Source organism: Streptomyces sp. NPDC000983 (genome assembly GCF_040299205.1).
GTDB lineage: Bacteria > Actinomycetota > Actinomycetes > Streptomycetales > Streptomycetaceae > Streptomyces.
Window position 1 is genome coordinate 143,641 of record NZ_JBEPBM010000014.1, and the last position, 21,050, is coordinate 164,690.

The 21,050-nt window shown below is 71.9% G+C and carries 13 protein-coding genes; 5 read left to right on the forward strand and 8 right to left on the reverse strand.

What is annotated here, in order from left to right:
* Positions 1 to 150 precede the first annotated feature (150 nt).
* The 4 genes from ABT296_RS18485 (at position 151) to ABT296_RS18500 (ending at position 6,150) form a co-directional block, all read left to right on the forward strand.
* Positions 151 to 1,029 (forward strand): hypothetical protein, encoded by an 879-nt coding sequence (locus tag ABT296_RS18485; protein WP_351928480.1) that lies wholly within the window; start codon positions 151 to 153, stop codon positions 1,027 to 1,029.
* A complete protein-coding gene (locus ABT296_RS18490; protein WP_351928482.1) occupies positions 1,026 to 3,317 on the forward strand; it encodes a bifunctional serine/threonine-protein kinase/ABC transporter substrate-binding protein in 2,292 nt (763 codons plus the stop codon). The genes ABT296_RS18485 and ABT296_RS18490 overlap by 4 nt, the downstream gene beginning before the upstream one ends.
* A gap of 171 nt (positions 3,318 to 3,488) precedes the next feature.
* A complete protein-coding gene (locus ABT296_RS18495; RefSeq protein ID WP_351928484.1) occupies positions 3,489 to 5,630 on the forward strand; it encodes a bifunctional serine/threonine-protein kinase/ABC transporter substrate-binding protein in 2,142 nt (713 codons plus the stop codon).
* Between the two features lie 52 nt (positions 5,631 to 5,682).
* On the forward strand, positions 5,683 to 6,150 hold the full coding sequence (locus tag ABT296_RS18500; RefSeq protein ID WP_351928486.1) for an SAM-dependent methyltransferase: 468 nt from the start codon (positions 5,683 to 5,685) through the stop codon (positions 6,148 to 6,150).
* Between the two features lie 84 nt (positions 6,151 to 6,234).
* Here ABT296_RS18500 and ABT296_RS18505 read toward each other — a convergent pair whose 3' ends face one another.
* A complete protein-coding gene (locus ABT296_RS18505) occupies positions 6,235 to 6,678 on the reverse strand; it encodes a hypothetical protein (RefSeq protein WP_351928487.1) in 444 nt (147 codons plus the stop codon).
* Positions 6,679 to 6,890: 212 nt separating this feature from the next.
* Between ABT296_RS18505 and ABT296_RS18510 the strand changes: the two genes are divergently transcribed.
* Complete coding sequence (locus ABT296_RS18510) at positions 6,891 to 10,163, forward strand: LamG-like jellyroll fold domain-containing protein (protein WP_351928489.1); 3,273 nt, start codon at positions 6,891 to 6,893, stop codon at positions 10,161 to 10,163.
* Between the two features lie 82 nt (positions 10,164 to 10,245).
* Here the strand turns inward: ABT296_RS18510 and ABT296_RS18515 are convergent, their stop codons facing one another.
* The 7 genes from ABT296_RS18515 to ABT296_RS18545 form a co-directional block, all read right to left on the reverse strand.
* The gene (locus ABT296_RS18515) at positions 10,246 to 12,606 is read right to left on the reverse strand and encodes an AbfB domain-containing protein (RefSeq protein ID WP_351928491.1); all 2,361 of its coding nucleotides are present in this window, start codon (positions 12,604 to 12,606) and stop codon (positions 10,246 to 10,248) included.
* A 128-nt stretch (positions 12,607 to 12,734) separates the two neighbouring features.
* A complete protein-coding gene (locus tag ABT296_RS18520) occupies positions 12,735 to 13,769 on the reverse strand; it encodes an ABC transporter permease (protein ID WP_351928493.1) in 1,035 nt (344 codons plus the stop codon).
* The gene (locus ABT296_RS18525; protein ID WP_351928495.1) at positions 13,766 to 14,728 is read right to left on the reverse strand and encodes an ABC transporter permease; all 963 of its coding nucleotides are present in this window, start codon (positions 14,726 to 14,728) and stop codon (positions 13,766 to 13,768) included. Before ABT296_RS18525 ends, ABT296_RS18520 begins: the two co-directional genes overlap by 4 nt.
* The gene (locus ABT296_RS18530; protein ID WP_351928497.1) at positions 14,721 to 16,280 is read right to left on the reverse strand and encodes a sugar ABC transporter ATP-binding protein; all 1,560 of its coding nucleotides are present in this window, start codon (positions 16,278 to 16,280) and stop codon (positions 14,721 to 14,723) included. The genes ABT296_RS18525 and ABT296_RS18530 overlap by 8 nt, the downstream gene beginning before the upstream one ends.
* Before the next feature lie 95 nt (positions 16,281 to 16,375).
* Positions 16,376 to 17,473 (reverse strand): ABC transporter substrate-binding protein, encoded by a 1,098-nt coding sequence (locus ABT296_RS18535; RefSeq protein WP_351928499.1) that lies wholly within the window; start codon positions 17,471 to 17,473, stop codon positions 16,376 to 16,378.
* Positions 17,474 to 18,383: 910 nt separating this feature from the next.
* Positions 18,384 to 19,418 carry a LacI family DNA-binding transcriptional regulator gene (locus ABT296_RS18540; protein WP_351928501.1) on the reverse strand — a complete coding sequence of 345 codons (1,035 nt, stop codon included), beginning with the start codon at positions 19,416 to 19,418 and terminating at the stop codon, positions 18,384 to 18,386.
* A gap of 319 nt (positions 19,419 to 19,737) precedes the next feature.
* Positions 19,738 to 20,838, reverse strand: coding sequence for a GNAT family N-acetyltransferase (locus ABT296_RS18545; RefSeq protein WP_351928503.1), 1,101 nt, complete (start codon positions 20,836 to 20,838; stop codon positions 19,738 to 19,740).
* Positions 20,839 to 21,050 lie beyond the last annotated feature (212 nt).

Sequence of the window (21,050 nt, forward strand, 5' to 3'; positions counted from 1 at the left end):
CGGACTTCGTTGTGCCAAGTCCGTTGCAGACAAGTCGAGTTGGTGTTCGGGAGTGGTGTGGTGCGCCAGACTGCTTGCCATACGTGACCGCCGGGCGGCGGGAGCGCGTCTCTACGGGTGGGGGCAGTGATGGCCGAGTGGAGACCGGTCGTGGCGGCAGTGGCGGGGACACTGCTGCTCGCCGGGTGTACGGGCGGGTCGGACGGGGACTCCCCCGAGTCGGGCAAGGACACGACGAGTTCCGGCGCGTCGGGCGGTGCGAGTCCCTCGCCGTCCGCCGCCGCCGTCCCCGAGGACGAGCCGTACACGCTGGCCGAGGACCGGGCTCCACGCACCCGCGCCGAGGCCGTCGCCTTCGTGCGGGGGCTGAACGTGCGGCCGGACCACTTCGGTTCCGGGTTCCGCAAGGCGCAGCCGTACGAGAGCGACCCGGCCGAGTGGGCCGTGCTGGACGAGGAGTGCGTATGGCAGCGGGAGCCGCTGCCCGACTCGGTGCTGGCCAGTCTCACCCGGCGGTTCGAGTTACCCGGCAGCGGGGGCAAGGGACCGGTGCAGGTGTCCCTGACCGTGACCGTGCACCAGGACACCACGGCCGCCCGCCGGGACATGGCGGTCTCCCTGGAGGAGGCCCTGCGCTGCCCCGACCAGCGGCTCAACGCCACCGAGCGGGTGCGCGGTCTGTACTCGCGGGCCGATCCGTTCGCCGAGGGACGCAACGGCGTCACCGACGACGACCTGGTCGAGAGCGGCCAGTACCTGGTGGACGGCACGAAGGGCGCCCTGCCCTTCGACTGGTTCAAGTACCGGCTCGGCCCCGTCACGGTGGCCGCGACCGACCGGGTCGGCGCGGGCCACAGCGATGACGAGGCGAGCGCGATCGCCTCCGACGTGGCCCAGGGGGTCGCCTACACGGCCGCCGAGATCGACGGCATCGGCGGCTCCACCGCCGAGGACGGCACCTCGCCGGGCGCCTCACCGGGAGGCAAGGACGGCACCGGCACCGACGAGAACGCGGAGGCTTCGCGATGAGTGAACCGCTGAGGCCCTCCGACCCCTCCCGCATCGCCGGCTTCCGGCTGCTGCGGCGGCTCGGTGCGGGCGGCATGGGCGTGGTGTACCTGGGGCGTGACGACGCCGGCACGCCGGCCGCGGTGAAGGTGATCCGCGGCGAGAGCGCCGGCGACCCCGACTTCCGGGCCCGGTTCGCGCGGGAGGCCGACCTCGCCCGCCGGGTGACCAACCGCTGGGTGGTGCCGGTGCTGGGCGCGGACGCGGAGGCGGACGAGCCGTGGCTGGCGACCTCGTTCGTGCCCGGCCCCTCGCTGGTCGAGGCCGTCGCCGAACACGGCCCGCTGCCCTCGGCGACGGTTCACGCGCTGGGCCGCCTGCTGGCGGACGCCCTCGCGGACCTGCACACGGCCGGGCTGGTCCACCGGGACGTCAAGCCGGGCAACGTACTACTGGCCCTGGACGGGCCGAGGCTGATCGACTTCGGTGTGGCCCGGGCCGAGGACGACACCGCGCTGACGGCCTCCGGCATGGTCGTCGGCAGCCCCGGCTTCCTCTCCCCCGAGCAGGCACGCGGGCGGACGGCGACCTCGGCGAGCGATGTGTTCTCCCTCGGCGGCGTCCTGGCCTACGCCCTGACCGGCCGCCCGCCCTTCGGCACCGGCGCGCCGGAGGCACTGCTGTACCGCACGGTCCATGACGAGCCCGAGCTCGACGGCATCGAGGACGACGGCACGCGGGCCCTGGTGTCCCGGTGCCTGTCCAAGGAGCCCGCGGACCGGCCCTCGGCGGTGGAACTCCGGCGACTGCTGGGCGAGGGGCCCGTGCCGGAGCAGGCGCCTTCGGAGGGCACCGGGACGGCGGGGAGCGTCCCGGACCCGGCTCCCGACATCCCGCTCCCCGCCTGGGACACTGCCGTTCACCTCCCCGACGCGGTCGCCCGCATGATCGCCGCGCGGTCCGCCGAGGGGCTCGCGCTGCCCGACATCGAGCCCACCGAGGTCGACACCTCCGGCACCCGCCCCACCGCCGACGACGCCGACCCCGAGGACGCCCCGCCCCGCAAGCCCAGCCGGCGCCGACTGCTGCTGGCCGGGGGTGCGTTGCTGCTCGCCGCGGGAGGTGCGGGCGCCGCCGCGCTGCTCGCCGACGGCGACGAGGACGAGCAACCCACCACCTCGGCGCGCCCGGTGTACGTGCTCGGCGTCCACGTCTCCGAGTCCGCCGAGGCGGCGAGCCGTGTCACCGAGCGCGCCGCACGGCTCGCCGTGGCCCAGCACAACGCCGTGCGCAAGCGCGGGTACGACCTGAAGGTGCGCGTGCTGAGCGACCGGGGCGATGCGCCCGGCGCGCGCGAGGTGGCGCGCCGGTTCACCGCTGACCGTGACGTGGTGGCGGTGCTCGGGCCGGTCGCGGAACTCCCCATGCGGTCGGCGGCCCGGGTCTACGGCCAGGCCGGGCTGGCCCATGTGTCGAGCACCACCGGCCAGCAGGACTACTTCGTCACCTCGCCCAACTCGTCGTTCCAGAGCGGCATGGCGCACATCGCGCTCGGCGGCTGGATCGCCCTGCACGCCATGATCACCGACCAGCTCGGACGTCTCGGCGTCGTGCTGGACCGGGCCGGCGGCACGACCATCCAGGACCAGGCGGGGCTGCTCGTACAGCAGTGGCGCGACACGCTCGGCGGCGAGGTGGTGCCCCGGGTCGTGGCCGAGGAGACCGACGACGGTCCGGAGGCGATCCGTGAGCTGCTCGCCTCCGGGGTGACCGCCTTCGCCTACCTCGGCCCGCTGGAGAACACCGCCGCGGCAGCACGGCAGTTGGCCTCCGCCGGGTTCGAGAGACCGCGGTGGATGCAGCACCTGCTGTACGGCTCGCAGTTCCCGACTCTGGCGGGCGCGGCGGGCGAGGGCTGGCTCGTGGTCGACTCGGCGGCGGATCCCTCGCGGCTGACCACCAAGGCGGCACGGGACTTCACCGCGGCCTGGAGAGCCCGGTACAGGGCGGCTCCGGAACCGCATGCCGCGGAGGCGTACGACTCGGTCCGTCTGCTGCTCGGCGAGTTCGCCCGCACCGTGCCCGCCAAGTCCGGTGCCCGGCCGGTGCGGGCCGAACTCGGGGAGCGGATGGGGAAGGTCAAGTACCAGGGCATGGACCGGACTTACACCTTCGGCGACTTCCACGAGTTCCAGAGCGACGGGGACCAGTGGCTGACCTGCACCTACGCGCACGAGGTACGCGACGGTCGCTTCCGCCAACTGGGTTCGCTCGCCGACCTCCAAGCCGCGCGGAGCGCCGACGGCTGAGACGGATCCGCCCGGCGCCGGTGAAGGAAACGGTGCCGGGCGGATCCGAGGGCGCACGACGACATCGTCCGGGCCCGCTCGGCGCAGCGGCGCACGCCCCGAGCGGGCTCAGCGCACCGCCGGCGCACGCCCGCAGCGGGCCCGGCGGACAGACGTGAGGAGGTTCCTGGCATGGAGCGGCTGCTGCCGTCCGACCCGTCCGTGATCGGTGAGTACCGGCTGGCGGCGCGGCTCGGCGCGGGCGGGATGGGCGTGGTGTACCTGGCGCGCTCCCCGCGCGGCACCTGGTGCGCGCTGAAGTCGATCCGCTCCGAGCACGCCGACGATCCCGGGTTCCGCGCCCGCTTCCGCCGCGAGACGGAGCTGGCGGCGCGGCTGCGCGCCCGCTGGACCGTGCCGGTGCTGGCCTCCGACGCCGAGGCCCGCTCGCCGTGGCTGGTCACCGCCTATGTGCCGGGCCCCTCCCTCGCGGAGGCGGTCTCACTGCACGGCCCCTGGCCGGCGGCGCAGCTGCGCTGTCTGGGCGCGGCGCTGGCCGAGTCGCTGGAGGGGGTGCACTCCTGCGGGCTCGTCCACCGGGACGTGAAGCCCGCCAACATCCTCCTCGCCTCCGACGGGCCCCGTCTGATCGACTTCGGGATCGCCCGGGCGGTCGGTGTGACGGCGCTCACCACGGACGGTTCGGTCGTCGGGTCGCCGGGCTATCTCTCGCCCGAGCAGGCCCGCGGCCGCACGGTGGGTCCGCCCAGCGACGTCTTCTCGCTGGGGTGCGTCCTCGCCCACGCGGCCACCGGACGCCCGGTGTTCGGCACGGGTGGCGCGGCCGGTGTCCTGTACCGGACCGTGCACGAGGAGCCCGACCTGACCGGGGTCCCCGACGAACTCGCCGGGCTCGTACGGCGATGTCTGGCAAAGGATCCGGAGCGGCGCCCCGGAATCGGTGAACTCCGGGAACTGCTGGGCCGGTTCGACGAGAGTGTCTGGCTGCCGGAGGGGGTGCCCGCGCTGGTGGCGGCGCGGGCCGCGCGGGTGCTGGACCTTCCGGTGCCGCAGCTGACGGTGACCGACGGTCATCCGGTCACCGGCGCCCCGGACACGGAGGCGGGCGCGGCCGTACCCTCGGCGCCGTCCACGCGGCGCAGGGTGCTGGCGGCGGGCGGTGCCGTCCTGGGGGTCGGGGCGGCGAGCGTGGGCGGCTGGTGGCGTTGGGGGCGTCCGGAGCCGAAGGGGACGACCGGCGCCGGCGCTCTGCCGCGCCGGGTGATCGGTCTGCTCGGCGACCGGTCCGACGAGGTGTTCACCGCGCACGAGCGGGGCGCCCGGCTGGCGGTGGCCGAGCACAACGGCAGCGGGCGGCGCACGTTCGACCTGGTGCTGCGCACCGCCGACGACGGGGGCACCGTCGAGGGGGCCGCCGAGGCGGTCGCCCGGCTGGCCGCCGATCCGGACGTACTGGCCCTGATCGGGGCGGGCACCAACGTGACCGCGCCGGCGACCGTGGTGGCGTGCACGCGGGCACAGTTGGGTCAGCTGGTCACCCGGGCCGACACCAGTGACCTGGACGGCGTCAACATCACCACGACCCTGCTGATGCGCGCCACGCGCACGGCCGGCCCGCCCGCGATCCTGCGCTATCTGAACCGGGTCGTGAAGCCGGCCCGTACGACGGTGGTCCACGACCTGAAGGACGCCGACGACAGCCTGGGGCTGGTCCGCATCATCGTCGTGCACGGCAAGCTCGACGGCGCCGCGACGGTCGAGGAGGTCGCCGCGGACGACGGCTTCGCCACGGTGGCCCGGCGGATCGCGGACCGGGACGACGACGCGGTGGTGTTCGCGGGCGTTCACCCCGACCGGGCGGGGTCCTGCGCCCGCGCCCTGCGGGAGGCGGGGTACCGGGGGCCGTGCGTGGCCGACGAGCACGTCCTCGGCGCTCGCTTCCTCGCGGAGGCGGAGGGCTGGTGGATCGGCACGGCCTACACGGACGCCGTCGCCGACCCCCGTATCAAGGCGTTCACGGCGGCCCACCGGGACCGGTACGGCACCGCTCCGGCACCCTGGGCCGCCGAGTGCTACGACGCCGTCCGCTTCCTCGCCCACGGGCTGGCCGCCGCCGGTGACGACGCCCGCTCCTCCCTCCGCGCCGAACTGCTGCGCGCTCCCTGGCAGGGCATCACCCGCAGGGTGAGTTACGACGCCGACTCCTGGTTCTTCGAGACGGTCGAGGACGGGGGCGCGTTCCTGTACCGGGTGAAGGACGGCGCGACCCGCTTCGTGACGCGCTCGGACGACATCGGCCCCAAGACGGTCTGAAGCAAAGCCCGTCGGCGAGGGGCGGGCCGGTCGGCGGGGATAGCCTCGGCCCATGGCGAGCTTCGAGATCACACCGATAGGCACGGTCCGCAACGACCGTACGGACGTCCAGCACACGGACAACTGGGGTGCCGTCCGCAGCACGATCGTCGTCGACGAACGCTTCGGCGACGCCTGCCTCCAGGGGCTGGAGGGCTTCTCGCACGTGGAGGTGCTGTTCGTCTTCGACCGGTTCCCGGAGACCGGCGACCACCGCGAGCCCCGCCCCTACCGCGGGCGCGCCGACCTTCCGCCCATGGGTGTCTTCGCCGGCCGCGGGCCCCGCAGACCGAACCGCATCGGTGTGACGACCTGCGCCGTCGTGTCCGTACGGGGCCGGGAACTGACGGTGCTGGGACTCGACGCGGTCTCGGGCACCCCGGTCGTCGACCTGAAGCCGGCGATGGAGGAGTTCCGCCCGGTGAAGGTCACCCAGCCGGAGTGGGTCGGCCGGATGATGTCGGAGTACTTCCAGCCGTAGAACAGGGCTTGGCCGTAAGGCGGTTGTCGTATTCCCGGGGTCGTCGGCCCACGAGAGAACGACTCCGCCGTGACCGGACGTGGATCAACCGCCGGCCCGCCACCGGATCCAGTAGCGCACTCCGTCGACCTGGTCACGGGCCCCGGTTTCGAGGCGTACCTCGCCGCGAAGCCGACGCGCGTCCTGCGGCATGCGGCGGTGCGGTGCGAGCAGCGCGTCCAACTCCTGATGGCGGGCGTCGATCCCGTCGCGGCCCGGAGGACACTCCGGGCCGGCGGTCACGGCCTCGTTCCGTGCGACGGCGATCGCCCACTGCTCGCGCTCCCACGCCGCTGCCTCGGGACCGGCCGGCCAGACGCGGTACTCGTCGGCACCGTCGCCGAGGTACTGGCCGTAGCCGTCGAAGTAGTGGGGGCTGCCGTCGATGTCGGCGAGACCGGCGCGGGGGCCGTCGTACCAGTCCAACTCGGCGTACACACGGCTGAACCCGTCCGCGATCAGCCGCTCCTCGTCCCAGGTCTCCACCACCCGGTCAGGGTAGCGGTGATCGTCCCCAAGTCCGTTCCGGAAGCCTGAACTGACGGTTCGTCATGTGACAGTCGGCCAACTGAGTGGTGCGCGAGGTCTGGACAGCCTCTGGGGCCCGTGCTGTCATACCGCTGTCGCAGGATTTCCAACGTTGAAAAGACTGGCGTCGGCCGTCATCGCCCGCCGTCGGTCTCTGCACGAGGAAAGGTTCGATGACTCGACACCGCACCCGCCCCAGAGCCGGAATGTGGGCCCTGCTCACCGCGGCCGCCCTGACCCTGCCCCCGATGGGGCTGATGCCCACCGCCACCGCCGCGGAGCTGCCGAGCGCCGCCTCGGCACCCTCGGCCGCGCAGGCCGCCGTGAAGACGCACGGCCTGAAGGGCGAGTACTTCAGCATGTCGGCGCCCGGCGCCCGCGACTTCGCCGAACTCGGCGGCACCCTCCTCGACCCTCAGATCAACTTCTCCGGACTGACCAGCACCTTCGAGGAGTTGACGGGAAAGACCGAGCACACCACCGCCCGCTGGACGGGGCGGATCACCGCGCCGACCACCGGCGACTACACCTTCCACGCCATCGGTGACAACGGCTTCCGGCTCTACATCGACGGCGAGCCCGTCATCGACCACTGGGTCGGCGACTGGGACCGCGAGCAGACCAGCGCCCCGGTGCGGCTGACCGCCGGTGAGGAGCACGACTTCCGCCTGGAGATGTTCCAGGACACCGGCGGCGCCAACATGTACCTGCGCTGGTCCACGCCGGACCTGCCCAAGCAGGTCGTACCGATGTCGGCGTTCACCCCGCCGGCCGACTTCGAGGTGTACCCGGTGGAACCGTCCGTCGCCGCGGACGGCAAGCGGCTGCGGCTGCGCTTCGACGGCCGGGTCGGCAACCTCCGGGCGGTCAAGGACCACCTCAAGGCCGAGGCGGACACCACCGCGATGCCCATCGCCTCGGTCGCCGCCTACCCCGGCGACCCCACGTCCGTGCTGGTCACGCTCGCCGAGCCGATCCAGAAGAACCAGCTGGTCAGGGTCTCCTACGACGGCGCGGGCGGCCTGACCGTCGGCGGCGAGAGCGTGCCGAAGCTCATCCGCTACGCCGAGAACGCCTCCACCCACCGCCTCACCACCACCTGGGGCGACAAGGTCGACAAGAAGCACCCGCTGCCGGAGTACCCGCGCCCCCAGCAGGCGCGCTCGCAGTGGAAGAACCTCAACGGGCCCTGGCAGTTCAGCGGTGCCGAGGCGGGCGAGGAGCCGGTCTTCGGCAAGAACCTCGACGAGAAGATCATCGTCCCGTTCCCGGTCGAGTCCCAGCTGTCGGGTCTGGAGCGGCACGAGGACCACATGTTCTACCGCAGGCTGGTGGACGTGCCCAAGGGCTGGAAGGTCGGCACCGGCGACCGGGCCAAGCGTCTCAGGCTCAACTTCGGTGCCGTGGACTACCGGGCCAGTGTGTACGTCAACGGCACGAAGGTCACCGAACACACCGGCGGCTACAACGCGTTCAGCGCCGACATCACCGACGCGCTCAAGGGCAGCGGCCCGCAGGAGATCGTCGTGGCGGTCACCGACACCGGCGGCGCGAACCAGCCCATGGGCAAGCAGTCGACGAACCCGGGCGGCATCTTCTACACCCAGACCTCCGGCATCTGGCAGACCGTGTGGATGGAACCGGTCGCCGCCGCGTCGATTGACAACGTAGTCACCACCCCGGACATCGACACCGGCACCCTCGCGGTGAAGGTCGACTCCGCCAGCGCCTCCCCCGCCGCCCGGATCGAGGCCGTCGCCCGCGACGCCCGCGGGAAGGTCGTCGGCAAGGTCAGCGGTCCGGCCGACGAGCCGCTGACCCTCCCCGTGGCCCGGCAGCATCTGTGGAGCCCGGACGACCCCTACCTGTACGACCTCGACGTCACCCTCACCGACGGCCGGTCCACCGACCGGGTCGACAGCTACTTCGGTATGCGCGAGGTGGGCATCGAGAAGGTCGGCGGCTTCAACAAGCTGGTCCTCAACGGCGAACCGGTCTTCTCACTGGCCACCCTCGACCAGGGCTTCTGGCCGGAGGGCCTGTACACCGCGCCGAGCGACGAGGCCCTCGCCTTCGACCTCGAGGCGCACAAGAAGCTCGGCTTCAACGCGGTCCGCAAGCACATCAAGGTGGAGCCGGCCCGCTGGTTCTACCACGCCGACAAGCTGGGCCTGCTGGTGTGGCAGGACTTCGTCTCCGGGAACTTCACCAACGAGACCGGGCAGAAGGCCTTCGTCGACCAGGGCCGGGAGATGATGCGCCAGCACCACAACTCGCCCTCCGTGATCGGCTGGATCGTCTTCAACGAGGGCTGGGGCGAGTGGAACCGCGAGGAGACCGGCCGGATCACCGAGGCCGTGCAGGCGGCCGACCCGTCCCGGGTGGTCAACGCCCACAGCGGTGTCAACTGCTGCAACTCCAAGGGTGATTCGGGCAAGGGCGACATCATCGACCACCACGACTACAACAACACCGACCCCGCCTTCCCCGACGAGAAGCGGGCCGCCATGGACGGCGAGCACGGCGGCTTCACCCTGCGTGTCCCCGGGCACATGTGGCCCGGCGCGCCGACCGTGATCTACAGCGGCGTCACCACCAAGGAGGAGCTGACCCGCAGGTACGTCGAGAACACCGAGCGGTTCTACCTCGCCCAGGCCGGCGCGGAACTGTCCGGCTCGGTGTACACGCAGATCACCGACCTGGAGAACGAACTGAACGGCCTGTACACGTACGACCGTCGGGAGATCAAGATGGACCCGGCGAAGGTCCGGGAGATCAATCTCAAGGTGATCGCCGCGGGTGCCGCCGCGGGATCGGAGCCCCTGACCGGAGGCGGGCGCTGGAAGCTGGACGAGGGCAGCGGCACCACCGCCCAGGACGCGGGCCCCGCCAACCGGCCGCTGACGGTCCGCGAGGGCGCCACCTGGATCCCGGGCGTCAGCGGCACCGCGCTGAAGTTCGACGGCCAGAAGCAGTACGCCGAGACCGCCGGACCGGTCCTCGACACCTCGGGCAGCTACTCGGTCTCCGCCTGGGTCCGCCTGGACCAGATCCCCGGGAACTACGCCACCGCGGTCAGCCAGGACTCCCGCGCCACGGCCAACTCCTTCTACCTCCAGTACGGGCACGGCAACTTCGCCTTCAGCACGCCCGGCGAACGCCGCGCCCAGGTGCCCGTCGCCGCCGAGACGGGCCGCTGGTACCACCTCACGGGCGTCCGGGACGCCGCCGACAACGAGATCCGGCTGTACGTCGACGGTGAGCTCGCGGCGACCGCCACCGGCGGCGCGGCCCTGGCGAGCACCGGCCCGCTGACCGTGGGCCGGGCCCACTGGAACGGCTCGAACGTCGACTTCTGGAACGGCGCCGTCGACGAGGTCCACGCCTTCGACAAGGCCCTGACCGACGAGGAGGTGGCAGGCCTCCACTCCGCCGAGAAGCCCTGACCGACGGCGGGGACAAGTACGGGCCCTGTGCCGGGAGTTCGCTCCCGGCACAGGGCCCGTGGTCAGTTCGGTCTCTCAGGGGCTACGGCGCCCAGGGCGACTCCACCGCCCAGGTGGTGTCCTCGGTGAACAGGGCGGGGTTGTCGTAGGTGTGGGTACCGCCCGGGGTGGTCAGCCACAACTCGGCGTTGTAGTGGCGCAGATACTGCTCGGGGAAGTTGTAGGCGGACAGCCGTACGCCGCCGTTCGCGCCGGGGACCGGGCAGAAGGTGGCGTCGGCGCGGAACAGGTCGCCGGAGCCGGCTTCCTTGTAGACGCGGTACTCGCGGTGGCGCAGGTACTGGCCCGGGTAGTTGCGGGACTCGAAGCTGTAGCAGGTGTTGTTGGCCAGGCCGGGGACGATCCGCCAGGTGGCGTCGTTCTTCAGCAGGGCGTCGCTGCCACCGGCGACGACGTCGGTGAAGGCGGCACCGTCGCGGTGGCGGAGATAGCGGTCGGTGTAGCCGGGTGTGGTGACGCGCAGGGACTTGAGGCCGGTGGGCAGGGTGATCGGGGCGGTGCTGCCCTGGGAGGCGTCGATGAGGGCGCGGTTGGCGGCCCGCACCCTGGCCTCGTCGACCTTGACCACCTGACGGTCGTAGGTGAGCAGGCCGTTGGCCTCGTTCTCGACGTCGGTGATCTCGGTGTAGACGGACGCGGACAGGCCGCGTGGCATCCGCACCTGCCGGATGGCGTCGATCAGGCCCACGAACCGGTTGTTGAGGTGGGCGATGTCGGGCTGGTCCTCGTAGCTGAAACCGCCGCCCGGGTACCACTCGTGGCCGGGGACCTTGTAGCCGAGGCCGCCGAACTCGCCCAGTACGGCGGCGCGGGTCGCGCTGGGCACGGTGGTTCCCGGGCCGACGTACACATGGTCGTCGACGAGGTCGCCGTTGCCGCCGTCGACGGAGCCGCAGCAGTTGACGCCGCTCATGTTGTCGACGAGCCGGGAGGGGTCGTAGGCCTTGACCTCGTTGGCGATGCGGGCCTGGTCGTACTGGCCCCAGCCCTCGTTCTGGTTGACCCACACCACCAGGGACGGCGAGCTGCGGTGCTGGTCGATGATGCGGTCGTACTCGGCCTCCCACTGGGTGCGGGCGGCGCTGTCCGGGGTGCGCAGGTCCATGGACGGCATGTCCTGCCAGACCAGCAGGCCGAGCCGGTCGGCCCAGTAGAACCAGCGCTGCGGTTCCACCTTGATGTGCTTGCGGACCATGTTGAAGCCCAGGTCCTTGTGTTTCTGGAGGTCGTACCGCAGGGCCGCGTCGGTGGGCGCGGTGTAGATGCCGTCGGGCCAGTAGCCCTGGTCGAGGGTGCCGGTCTGGAAGACGAACTTGCCGTTGAGGACCGGGCGTTGGAGTCCGCCGACGCTGGCGAGGCCGATGGTGCGCATGCCGGTGTAGCTGCCGACGGAGTCGACGACGGTGGTGCCGGAGAGCAGGTCGACCCTGATGTCGTAGAGGAACGGGTCGTCCGGGGTCCACAGACGGGGGTTCGGCACGGGCACCGTGAACTCGCCGCCGACCGCCCCGGTGGCGGAACCGATGGTGGTGCCGCCGGTGGAGACGGTGACGCGGGCCTGGTGGCCGCTGATGCCGGCGCCGTGGACGGTGACCTTCAGCCGGCCGTTGACGGGGTCGGGGACCATGTCGAGGCGGGTGACGCGGGCGGGGGCGGTCGGCTCCAGCCACACGGTCTGCCAGATGCCGGAGGCGGCGGTGTAGAAGATGCCGCCGCCGGGGTGCGGGGCGACATCACGGATGCGCTGTTTGCCGACGGCCTGACCGCCGGTCTCGGTGGGGTCCCAGACGGAGACGACGACGGTGTTGGTGCCGCCGTTGAGCAGGGCGGTGATGTCGTAGGAGAAGGCGTCGAAGCCGCCGCTGTGCACGGCTCCGGCCTGCTGTCCGTTGACCCACACCGTGGTACGCCAGTCGCTGGCGCCGAAGTTGAGCTGGACCCGTCGGCCGTTCCAGCCCGAGGGCACGGTGAAGGTGCGTTTGTACCAGAGCTTGTCGTTCTGCGTCACCTTGCGCTGGATGCCGGAGAGTGCGGACTCGGCGACGAACGGCACCCGGATCTGCTCGGTGAAGGAGGCGGGCTGCCCGGCGTCGGCGGAGGTGACCGCGAAGTCCCAGATGCCGTTGAGGTTGGCCCAGTCGGGTCGGGTCAGCTGCGGGCGGGGGTACTCCGGCAGCGGGGTGTCGGTGGGGACCTGGTTGGTCCAGGGGGTGGTCATCGGCGAGGGCTTGGGGGTCCACGCCTGGGGTGCGGCGGCCGCGGTGCCGGTGGCCGCGAGGGCCGAGCCGGCGAGCAGGGCCAGCGCGGCCAGTGCGGTGGCCGCACGGCGGGCCGGCCGTCTGAGCCAGTCCTTGGGCCCTCCGCGTGCGGGTACTCGACGCATCGTGACTCCTTGGGTTGTGGGGTGGGAGACGTGCGCGTGCGAAAGGCGGCCGTCGCGCGAGCGTCCGACCGCCTGGAACCGGGGGCGGCGGCGGGGCCGTGGGGCCCTGCCGCCGTTTCCGGGGTCTGTCACATCAGTTGCCGTCTGCGGCCCAGCCAGGTCTGGGCGATGACGACGACGGCCAGGAAGGCGCCGCTGACGACCTGTTGGTAGGAGGAGTCGAGGGAGCCGATCTGGTTGATGACGTTCTGGATGACCTTCAGGAGCAGGACCCCGACCAGTGAGCCGCTGACGAAGCCGAGCCCGCCGGTGAGCAGGGTGCCGCCGATGACGACGGCGGAGATCGCCTCCAGTTCCATGCCGTTGCCCAGGATGGTCACGCCGGACGCGAGCCAGGCCGCGTTGAGCGCCCCGGCCAGCCCGGCGAGCAACCCGGACAGGGCGTAGACGAGGATCTTGGTGCGGGCGACGGGGGCGCCCATCAGGGCCGCCGCGTCCTCGTTGCCGCCGACGGCGTACACGTGCTGGCCGAAGCGGGTCCGGCGCAGGACGAGGGCTCCCGCGGCGAACAGGGCCAGCGTGATCCACACCGGGTTGCCGAGGCCGAGGGTGGTGCCCTGGCCCAGTTCGGCGAGGACGGAGCCCTTGCCGATGAGGAAGGTGTCGGCGCCCTCGTCGGTCAGCGCCAGCATCAGTCCGCGCGCCCCGAGCATGGCGGCGAGGGTGACGATGAAGGGGGCGAGGCGGGAGCGGGCGACGAGGAGGCCGTTGACGACGCCGATGAGCCCGCACACCGCGAGCGGCAGCAGCAGCGCCACCAGGGTGCCGTGCCGTGATCCCCAGGCGGCGAGGACTCCGCCGAGGGCGAAGAGCGAGCCGACGGAGAGGTCGATGCCGCCGGTGATGATGACGAAGGTCATGCCGAGGGCGACGATCGCCAGGAAGGCCGAACTGGTCGCCATGTTGCTGAAGTTGTCGGTCGTGGCGAAGGAGTCGAAGGAGAACGACGCCACCAGGGAGACCAGGACGAGCACGGCCAGCGCGCCGTGCTGCTGGACCAGCGCGGTCAGCCGCTCGGAGCGGGCGGCACCCGCCGGCTCGGTGTCCTGCGCCTGTTCGGCGCCCGGGATGGTCATGGGCACTTCCGTCTTGGTGGCGGTCATCGCTTCCCCCGTCCCCGTGCCGCGTAGACCGCGGCGACGATCACCATGGCCTGCGCGATCTGTGTCCACGACGGCGGCAGGTCGTGCTTGATCAGCGTGGCGGTCAGGAGCTGGATCAGTACGGCGCCGGCCACGGTTCCGGCGATGTTGACGCGTCCGCCGGTCAGCGGGGTGCCGCCGACCACCACGGCCGTGATGGCGGAGAGTTCCATCAGGTTGCCCAGCGAGGTCGGGTCGCTGGCCTGGAGCCGCGCGGTGGCCAGCACTCCGGCGACCGCGGCGAGCAGTGCGCTGACGACGTACACGATGATCAGTACGCGCCGTACGGGCAGTCCGGCGAGCTGGGCCGCGGGGCGGCTGTCGCCGATGGCGAGGAGCTGACGGCCGAAGGTGGTGCGGCGCACCACGAAGGCGACCAGCAGCGCCAGGGCGGTGGCGATCAGGATCAGGTAGGGGATGCCCAGCACGTCGCCGGAGCCGAGCGAGGCCAGGGACGGGTTGCGCAGGTCCTCCAGTTGCGGGAGCAGCACCAGGGCCAGTCCGCGGCCGCCGACCATCAGGGCGAGGGTGGCGACGATGGGCTGGACTCCGATGAAGGCCACCAGCGTCCCGTTGGCGAGCCCGACCCCGGCCGCGAACAGGGCGACCGTGAGCAGGGCGGGGAGCAGTCCGTAGCCGAGGTAGAGGGCGGTGACGGAGGCCGCGAGCGCCATCACGGCGCCGACGGACAGGTCGACGCCCTCGGTGCCGATCACCAGGGCCATGCCGAGGGCGACGATGATGACGGGCGCGACCTGGACGGCCTGGGTGCGGAAGTTCTCCGCGGACAGGAAGTGCGGGGTGATCAGGACGTTGACGACCATCAGCACCGTGACGCCGGCGTAGACGCCGTACGTCTGGAGCCATTGCAGGATGCGGTCGCGGTCCAACGGGACGGTGCGCAGGGTGGCTTCAGCCATGGGCGGCGGCCTCCTCGGTCGCGTCCCGCGCGGGGTCGCCGCCGGCGATGGTCCGCATGAGCTTCTCCTCGGTGACGTCGTCGCCGCTCAACTCGCCGACGACGGCGCCGTCCTTCAGTACGACCACGCGGTCGGACCCTTCGATGAGTTCCTCCAGGTCGGAGGAGATGAGCAGGACGCCCAGGCCGTCGGCGGCCAGTTCGTCCACGAGCTTTTGCACTTCGGCCTTGGCTCCGACGTCGATGCCCCGGGTGGGCTCGTCGAGCAGGAGCACCTTGGGGTTCATGGCGAGCCAGCGGGCGAGCAGCACCTTCTGCTGGTTGCCGCCGGAGAGTTCGCCGACCTTCTGGTGCGGTGAGGACGCCTTGATGCGCAGGCGTTTGACGAAGGTGTCGACGACCGCGTCGACCCGGGCCTCGGAGACCAGGCCGAAGCGGGACAGCCGCGGCAGTACGGCGAGGGCGATGTTCTCCCGCACCGACAGGCCGGGCACGATGCCCTCGCTCTTGCGGTCCTCCGGCAGCAGGCTGATCCCGGCCCGGATGGCGGCCGGGGTGGAGCCGGAGCGCAGCGGGACCCCGGCGACGACCACGCCGCCGGAACGGGTGGGCAGGGCACCGGCGATGGCCTTCGCCGTCTCGGTACGGCCGGAGCCGAGCAGCCCGCCGAGGCCGACGACCTCACCGGGCCGGATGCTCACCGACACCCCGTGCAACTGGTGAGGGACCGTCAACTCCGTTGCCTGGAGGACGGGTTCGGTGTCCTGGGCGCCGTGGTCGCCGGTGAACTTGGTCAGGCCCTCCGTGCGGACCTCGCCGAGGTCCCGGCCGAGCATGGTCGACACCAGCGCGAGCCGGTCCAGGTGCGCCAGTTCGCCGTGGTGGACGCGGCGGCCGTCGCGCAGCACCGTGACGGTGTCGCAGACGGCGTACAGCTCGTCCAGTCGGTGGCTGACGTAGATGACGGCGATGCCCGCGTCGCGCAGCCGGCGGATGACGGTGAAGAGGGTCTCCACCTCCCGGGGTTCGAGGGAGGAGGTCGGTTCGTCCATGATGACGATGCGGGCGTCGGTGGCGACGGCCCGGGCCAGGGCCACCATCTGCTGGGCGCCGACGCCCAGGGTGCGCAGCGGCCGGCGGACGTCGACCCGGACGCCGTAGCCGCGCAGTGTCTCCTCGGCCTCCCGGTTCATGCGGCCCATGTCCAGCACGCCGAAGCGGTTGCGCGGCTCGCGGCCCAGGAACAGGTTCCGGGCGACGCTGAGCAGCGGGATGAGGTTGACCTCCTGGTAGATCGTGGAGATCCCGGCCTTCTGCGCCTCCAGCGGGGTGGCGAAGGAGACTTCGCTCCCCTGGAAGACGATCTCGCCGGCGTCGGGCCGGTACACGCCGGTGAGGAGTTTGATGAGGGTCGACTTGCCGGCGCCGTTCTCGCCGATCAGGGCGTGGACCTCACCGGCACGCAGGGTGAGGTCCACGTCGTCCAGGGCCCGGACGCCGGGGAAGGTCTTGCTCAGTCCGCGGACGGCGAGGACTTCGGCGGGGGGTGCCACCTGTGCCTCCAGAGTGCGAGGAGTGCGAGGAGTGCGAGGAAGGAAGTGCGGGAGGGCGGAGGGGGCCCGGGCAGGACCGGACCCCCTCCGGCGGCTCAGTACGCCTTGCCGATGTCGCTCTTGGCGTTGGCCGGGTCGTAGGCGCCGTCCTCGATAACGATGTCCTGCGCGACTTCCTCGCCCTTGGTGAAGGTGTCCAGGGTCTGGAAGGCCAGCGGCCCGAAGCGCGGGTTGGACTCGATGACGCCGCTGATCCAGCCGTCCACGATGCCCTGGACGGCGTTCCGGGTGCCGTCCACGGTGACGATCTTGACGTCGCCCGCCTTCTTGCCCGCGCCCTTCAGCGCGGCGACGGCGCCGAGGCCCATCTCGTCGTTCTCGGCGTAGATGCCCTTGATGTCGGGGTTGGACTGGATGAGCTGCTCGGTGACCTGCTGGCCCTTCTCCCGGGCGAAGTCACCGGTCTGCTCGAACACGACCTTCAGGTCCGGGGCCTTCTCCGCGATGCGGTCCTTGAAGCCCTTGGTGCGCTCGGTCGTGACGTTGTTGCCCGCCGCGCCGAGCAGGATCGCCACCTCGCCCTTGCCGCCGGTCGCCTCGATCATCTGGTCGGCGGCGCGGCTGCCCTGCTCGACGAAGTCGGAGGCGATGAAGGAGACGTAGTCCTTGCAGGCGGTCGCGTTGATCTTGCGGTCGATGGTGACGATCGGGACCTTCTTGGCGGCCGCCGCCTGGAGCACCGGGTCCCAGCCGTCGGAGTTCAGCGGGGCGATGATCAGCAGGTCGGCGCCCTTGGCGAGGAGGTCCTGGACGTCGCTGATCTGCTTGGAGAACTGCGACTGGGCGTTGGCGGTGAGGAGTTTGACGCCGCGCTTGCCGGCCTCGTCCTTGATGGACTGCGTCTCGGCGATACGGAAGGGGTTGGCCTCCTTCTCCGACTGGGAGAAGCCGACGGTGGCGTCCTTGAGGTCGATCTTCTCAGCGCCGTACGCGTCGACGGTGCAGGTCTCGCCGCCCGGTGCGGGCGAGGCGACCTTCTGTTCGGAGCCTGCGCCGGCAGCGGAGGAAGCCGGGTCGCTCGACGCGTCGTCCTCCGACTTCGTGCAGGAGGTGGCGGTCAGGACGACCGCGGCGGCCAGAGAGACGACCACAGGACGGGCGAGGAGACGACGACGGAGAGTGCTGCGCTGCATGGTGACCCCGATCCGGGCGACGCTGAAAGGGAACTGGGGAGGTGAGGAACGAGTAGGAGTCCGAGCAAGGAACCGTGCGACAGCCCGAACGGATCGGGCTGAAGTCGAGCAGGATGGCGCTTCTCCCCTGGCGGGAATGGTCGTTCGGCCCGCCGCACAGAGGTTTTTACATCGTTGGAAGGATGCTGTAAAGCCCCTGTGCACAGGCCGCGTTCGAGAAGGGGGAACAAAGGTCTGCGCCAACGCCCCTTTTGGGCATGGCTGTTACACCTGGCAACTGCGAACGCCGCTGTCCGGGCGGCAATGGTTCACACCACGAAGCGGGCCGGAACGGAATGACCGGACCGTCGATCGATTCAACGCGGCCGCATCGCCACGGAGTTGTGCGCAGGTGAAACTCCGGCGCCGCGGCATCACTCGGCGCCGCCCGCGCCCGGCCGCGCCGGAGCCACGGCCGACCCGCGCGGCGCCGGCGGGCAGGCACACCCGGGCGAGGGCCCCGGCCCACGCCGTAAACACGTTCGCTAACGCACCGCCGCCCGGCCCGGTGCAGCGACCCCGCCGAGGGCCTGCCCCGCGGTGCCGCGCGTCGGAAACAGCCCCGCGAACCCGGCTCCCGACCCGGTGCCGCGCGCCCGAATCAGCCCTGCGCCCCCGGACCCCGCGCCGACGCCACGCGCCCACCGAGGATCAGCGGCGCACACCCCATCCCGGCGCCACGCGCCTACCAAGGGTCAGCCCAGCGGACCCCATCCCGGCGCCACGCGCCCACCGAGGGTCAGCCCAGCACACCTCGCCCCGGCACCACGCCCCCACCGAGGATCAGCCCAGCACACCCCGCCCCGGCCCCACGCCCCCACCGAGGATCAGCCCAGCACACCCCGCCCCGGCACCACGCCCCCACCGAGGATCAGCCCAGCACACCCCGCCCCGGCGCCGCACGGCCCAACGTGCTTTCCCGCTCGACGAGTTGGTAGTCCGCCCACACCCGACGGGGTTCCGGCTCCTCCCCACCGCCGAGCCGGGCCAGTACCGACTCGACGGCGAGCCTGCCGATGGCCTCCTTGTCGGGCGAGACGGAGGTCAGCGTCACCGCGCCGAACCGCCCCTCCACCACGTCGTCGAAGCCGACGACCGCGACGTCCTCGGGCACCCTGAGCCCGCGTTCGTGGAGCACCCGCATCGCCCCGATGGCCATGGGGTCGTTGTAGGCGAAGACCGCGTCCGGGCTGCGCCCGGACTCCAGGATGCGGGCCATGGCCGCCGCCCCGTCCGCGTGGCCCCAGCCGTCGGTCGCGGCCACCAGCCCCTCGTCGGAGGGGAGTCCGGCCGCGGAGAGTTCCTCCCGCCAGCCCCGCACCCGCAGTTGGGCCGGCTCGCTGCGGCCGCGCCGCGCGCCGATGAACGCCACTTCCCGGCGCCCCAGTCGGACGAGGTGCCGGACCGCCGCACGGGCCGCGGCCACGTTGTCGATGGCGATGTGGTCGTACGGCAGGTCGTAGTCGCGCTCGCCGAGCAGCACCAGGGGGACGTTCTCGGTCTGGTCGCGCAGGTCCTCGGTCTCCAGCTCGATGGGGCTGAGGATGAGGCCGTCGATGACCCTCGCCCGGAAGCCCTGGCTGACCAGGATCTCCTGTTCGCGCCGGCCGCCGGTGTGATCCAGGAGCACGATGTAGTCGTGCGCGGCGGCGCTGTCGATGACGGCGGCGGCGAGTTCGGCGAAGTAGGGGTTGCCGAGTTCGGGCAGGGCGAGCGCGATGATCCCGGTGCGCCCCTTGCGCAGATGCCGGGCGGCGAGATTGGGCCGGTAGCCGAGCGCGTCGATGGAACGCTGGACGCGCTCACGCATGGCCGGTGTGACGTGCTGGTAGTTGTTCACCACGTTGGAGACGGTCTTGATGGAGACCCCAGCGTGCGCGGCGACGTCCTTGAGGCTGACCCGCACGGCAATCCTTTCCCAGGTCCGGGCCAGTGCGGCCGGTGCGGTTACGGGGTCGCCACCATGGCCGTGCGCCGAGTCCCCGTAAATTTTACAACGTTATACAGGCGCACTCACCGCAGTGACAAGGCACCGGACCCGAGGCTCCCCCGGCCGGCCGGGGGGACGTGTTCCCGCCAAGCGGCCGGGCCGGGGCCGGCTCCGCCGTCGAGGCGGAGGCCCTTGATCCTCTCCCGGTCGACGCCCCGGGGCCCCACCGGCCCCGCTCTCTCCGGCCCAAGCTCTCCGCGACCGCGCGCCACGCCCTCAGCGACCGCGCGCCACGCTAGCGGTCGGTCATCAGACGTTCCCTCAGTTTTCCGAACGAATCGACGGTGCGCAGCGCCGCCTTCCTGAGGGCGGGGTGATCACGGACGAAGCGGTGGGCCGCGCGGTTGGGCTCGTGGCGCATCCAGTGCAGTGCGGCCCGCGGGCCGGTGGTGCGCAACGCCCCCTCGTGGACCAGGAGTTCCCCGGTCTTGAAGGAGTTCTTGTACGCGGCGTCGCCCCGGCCGAAGTCGAAGAGCCGGATGCCCGCCGCGGCGGCGGCCTCGATCATGCGCAGGTAGAGCACCCGGCCCGGGGAGAAGGCGGCGACGGCACGGTCGTAGGAGGGGAACCAGCAGGAGAAGACCGTGCGGGAGCGGAGCCCGAAGTGCGCGGCGACGGGCCGGTCGGCGGCGTAGAGCACGGAGAGGGTGCCCGAGCAGGACGGGGAGCGGGTCGCGCCCAGGAGGTCGATCAGCTGGTTGATCCAGGGCTGGGCGAGGGGGTCACGCCGTCCGGTGCGCCGGTACTGGGCGGACTTCCAGTCCAGCAGCGCGCGCAAAGCCTGCGGGTTGTCCTCGTCGAAGACGAAGCGCAGCGGCCCGAGTTGCCGGCCCATCCGGCGCTCCTGGGCGCGCGCCGCCTTCAGGAAGCCGCGCGAGTGCGCGCGCAGATGGCTCTCGTACGCCGCGAAGCCGTCGGTCAGGTCGATGACGGGCGAGGCGAACCCGCCCGTGGCGTACGGCAGGAAGAGGCTCTGGCCGCTTTCGAGGTGGTTGAACTCCCAGGCGTGCAGCGAGCAGGCCCGCATGAGGTGCATCGCGTCCAGATCGGTGTCGGGGCGCAGCACCGCGCCCTGGCAGTCGGAGACGCCGAGGCCGACCGCGCGGCCGTGCCCCCATCGCCCCCTCTGGTAGGGGAAGAAGCCGACGGCTTCCGCGCCCCGGCGGACCGTGGCGACCTGGGTGTCGGGGCGCACGCGGCCGATGGCCTGGGTGAACTCCGCGGCCATGAAGGGGTTGGCCTCGGCGGCGGTCGCCGTCCGCAGCTCGTTCCACTGGTCGAGGTCCCTGGGGCCGAGGTCACGTGGGTGGACGACATCGATGCGCAGCGCGTTCATACGGTCTCCGAAATACGCGGGGAATCAGCAGGGGTAACGACGCGGAGGGCATCCGGTGGCGAGCGCGGGCGGCGATGGGTCCGACCGGGCCTCGGAGCGGGGGGCGGCGGTGGCGCGGCGCCGCGGCGGGACTCGACGAGGACTCCCGCGCTCCACGCGGCCGTTCGGCGGCAGCGGGAGGGCGGGTTCACGGTCATGGCTGATTCATGGTG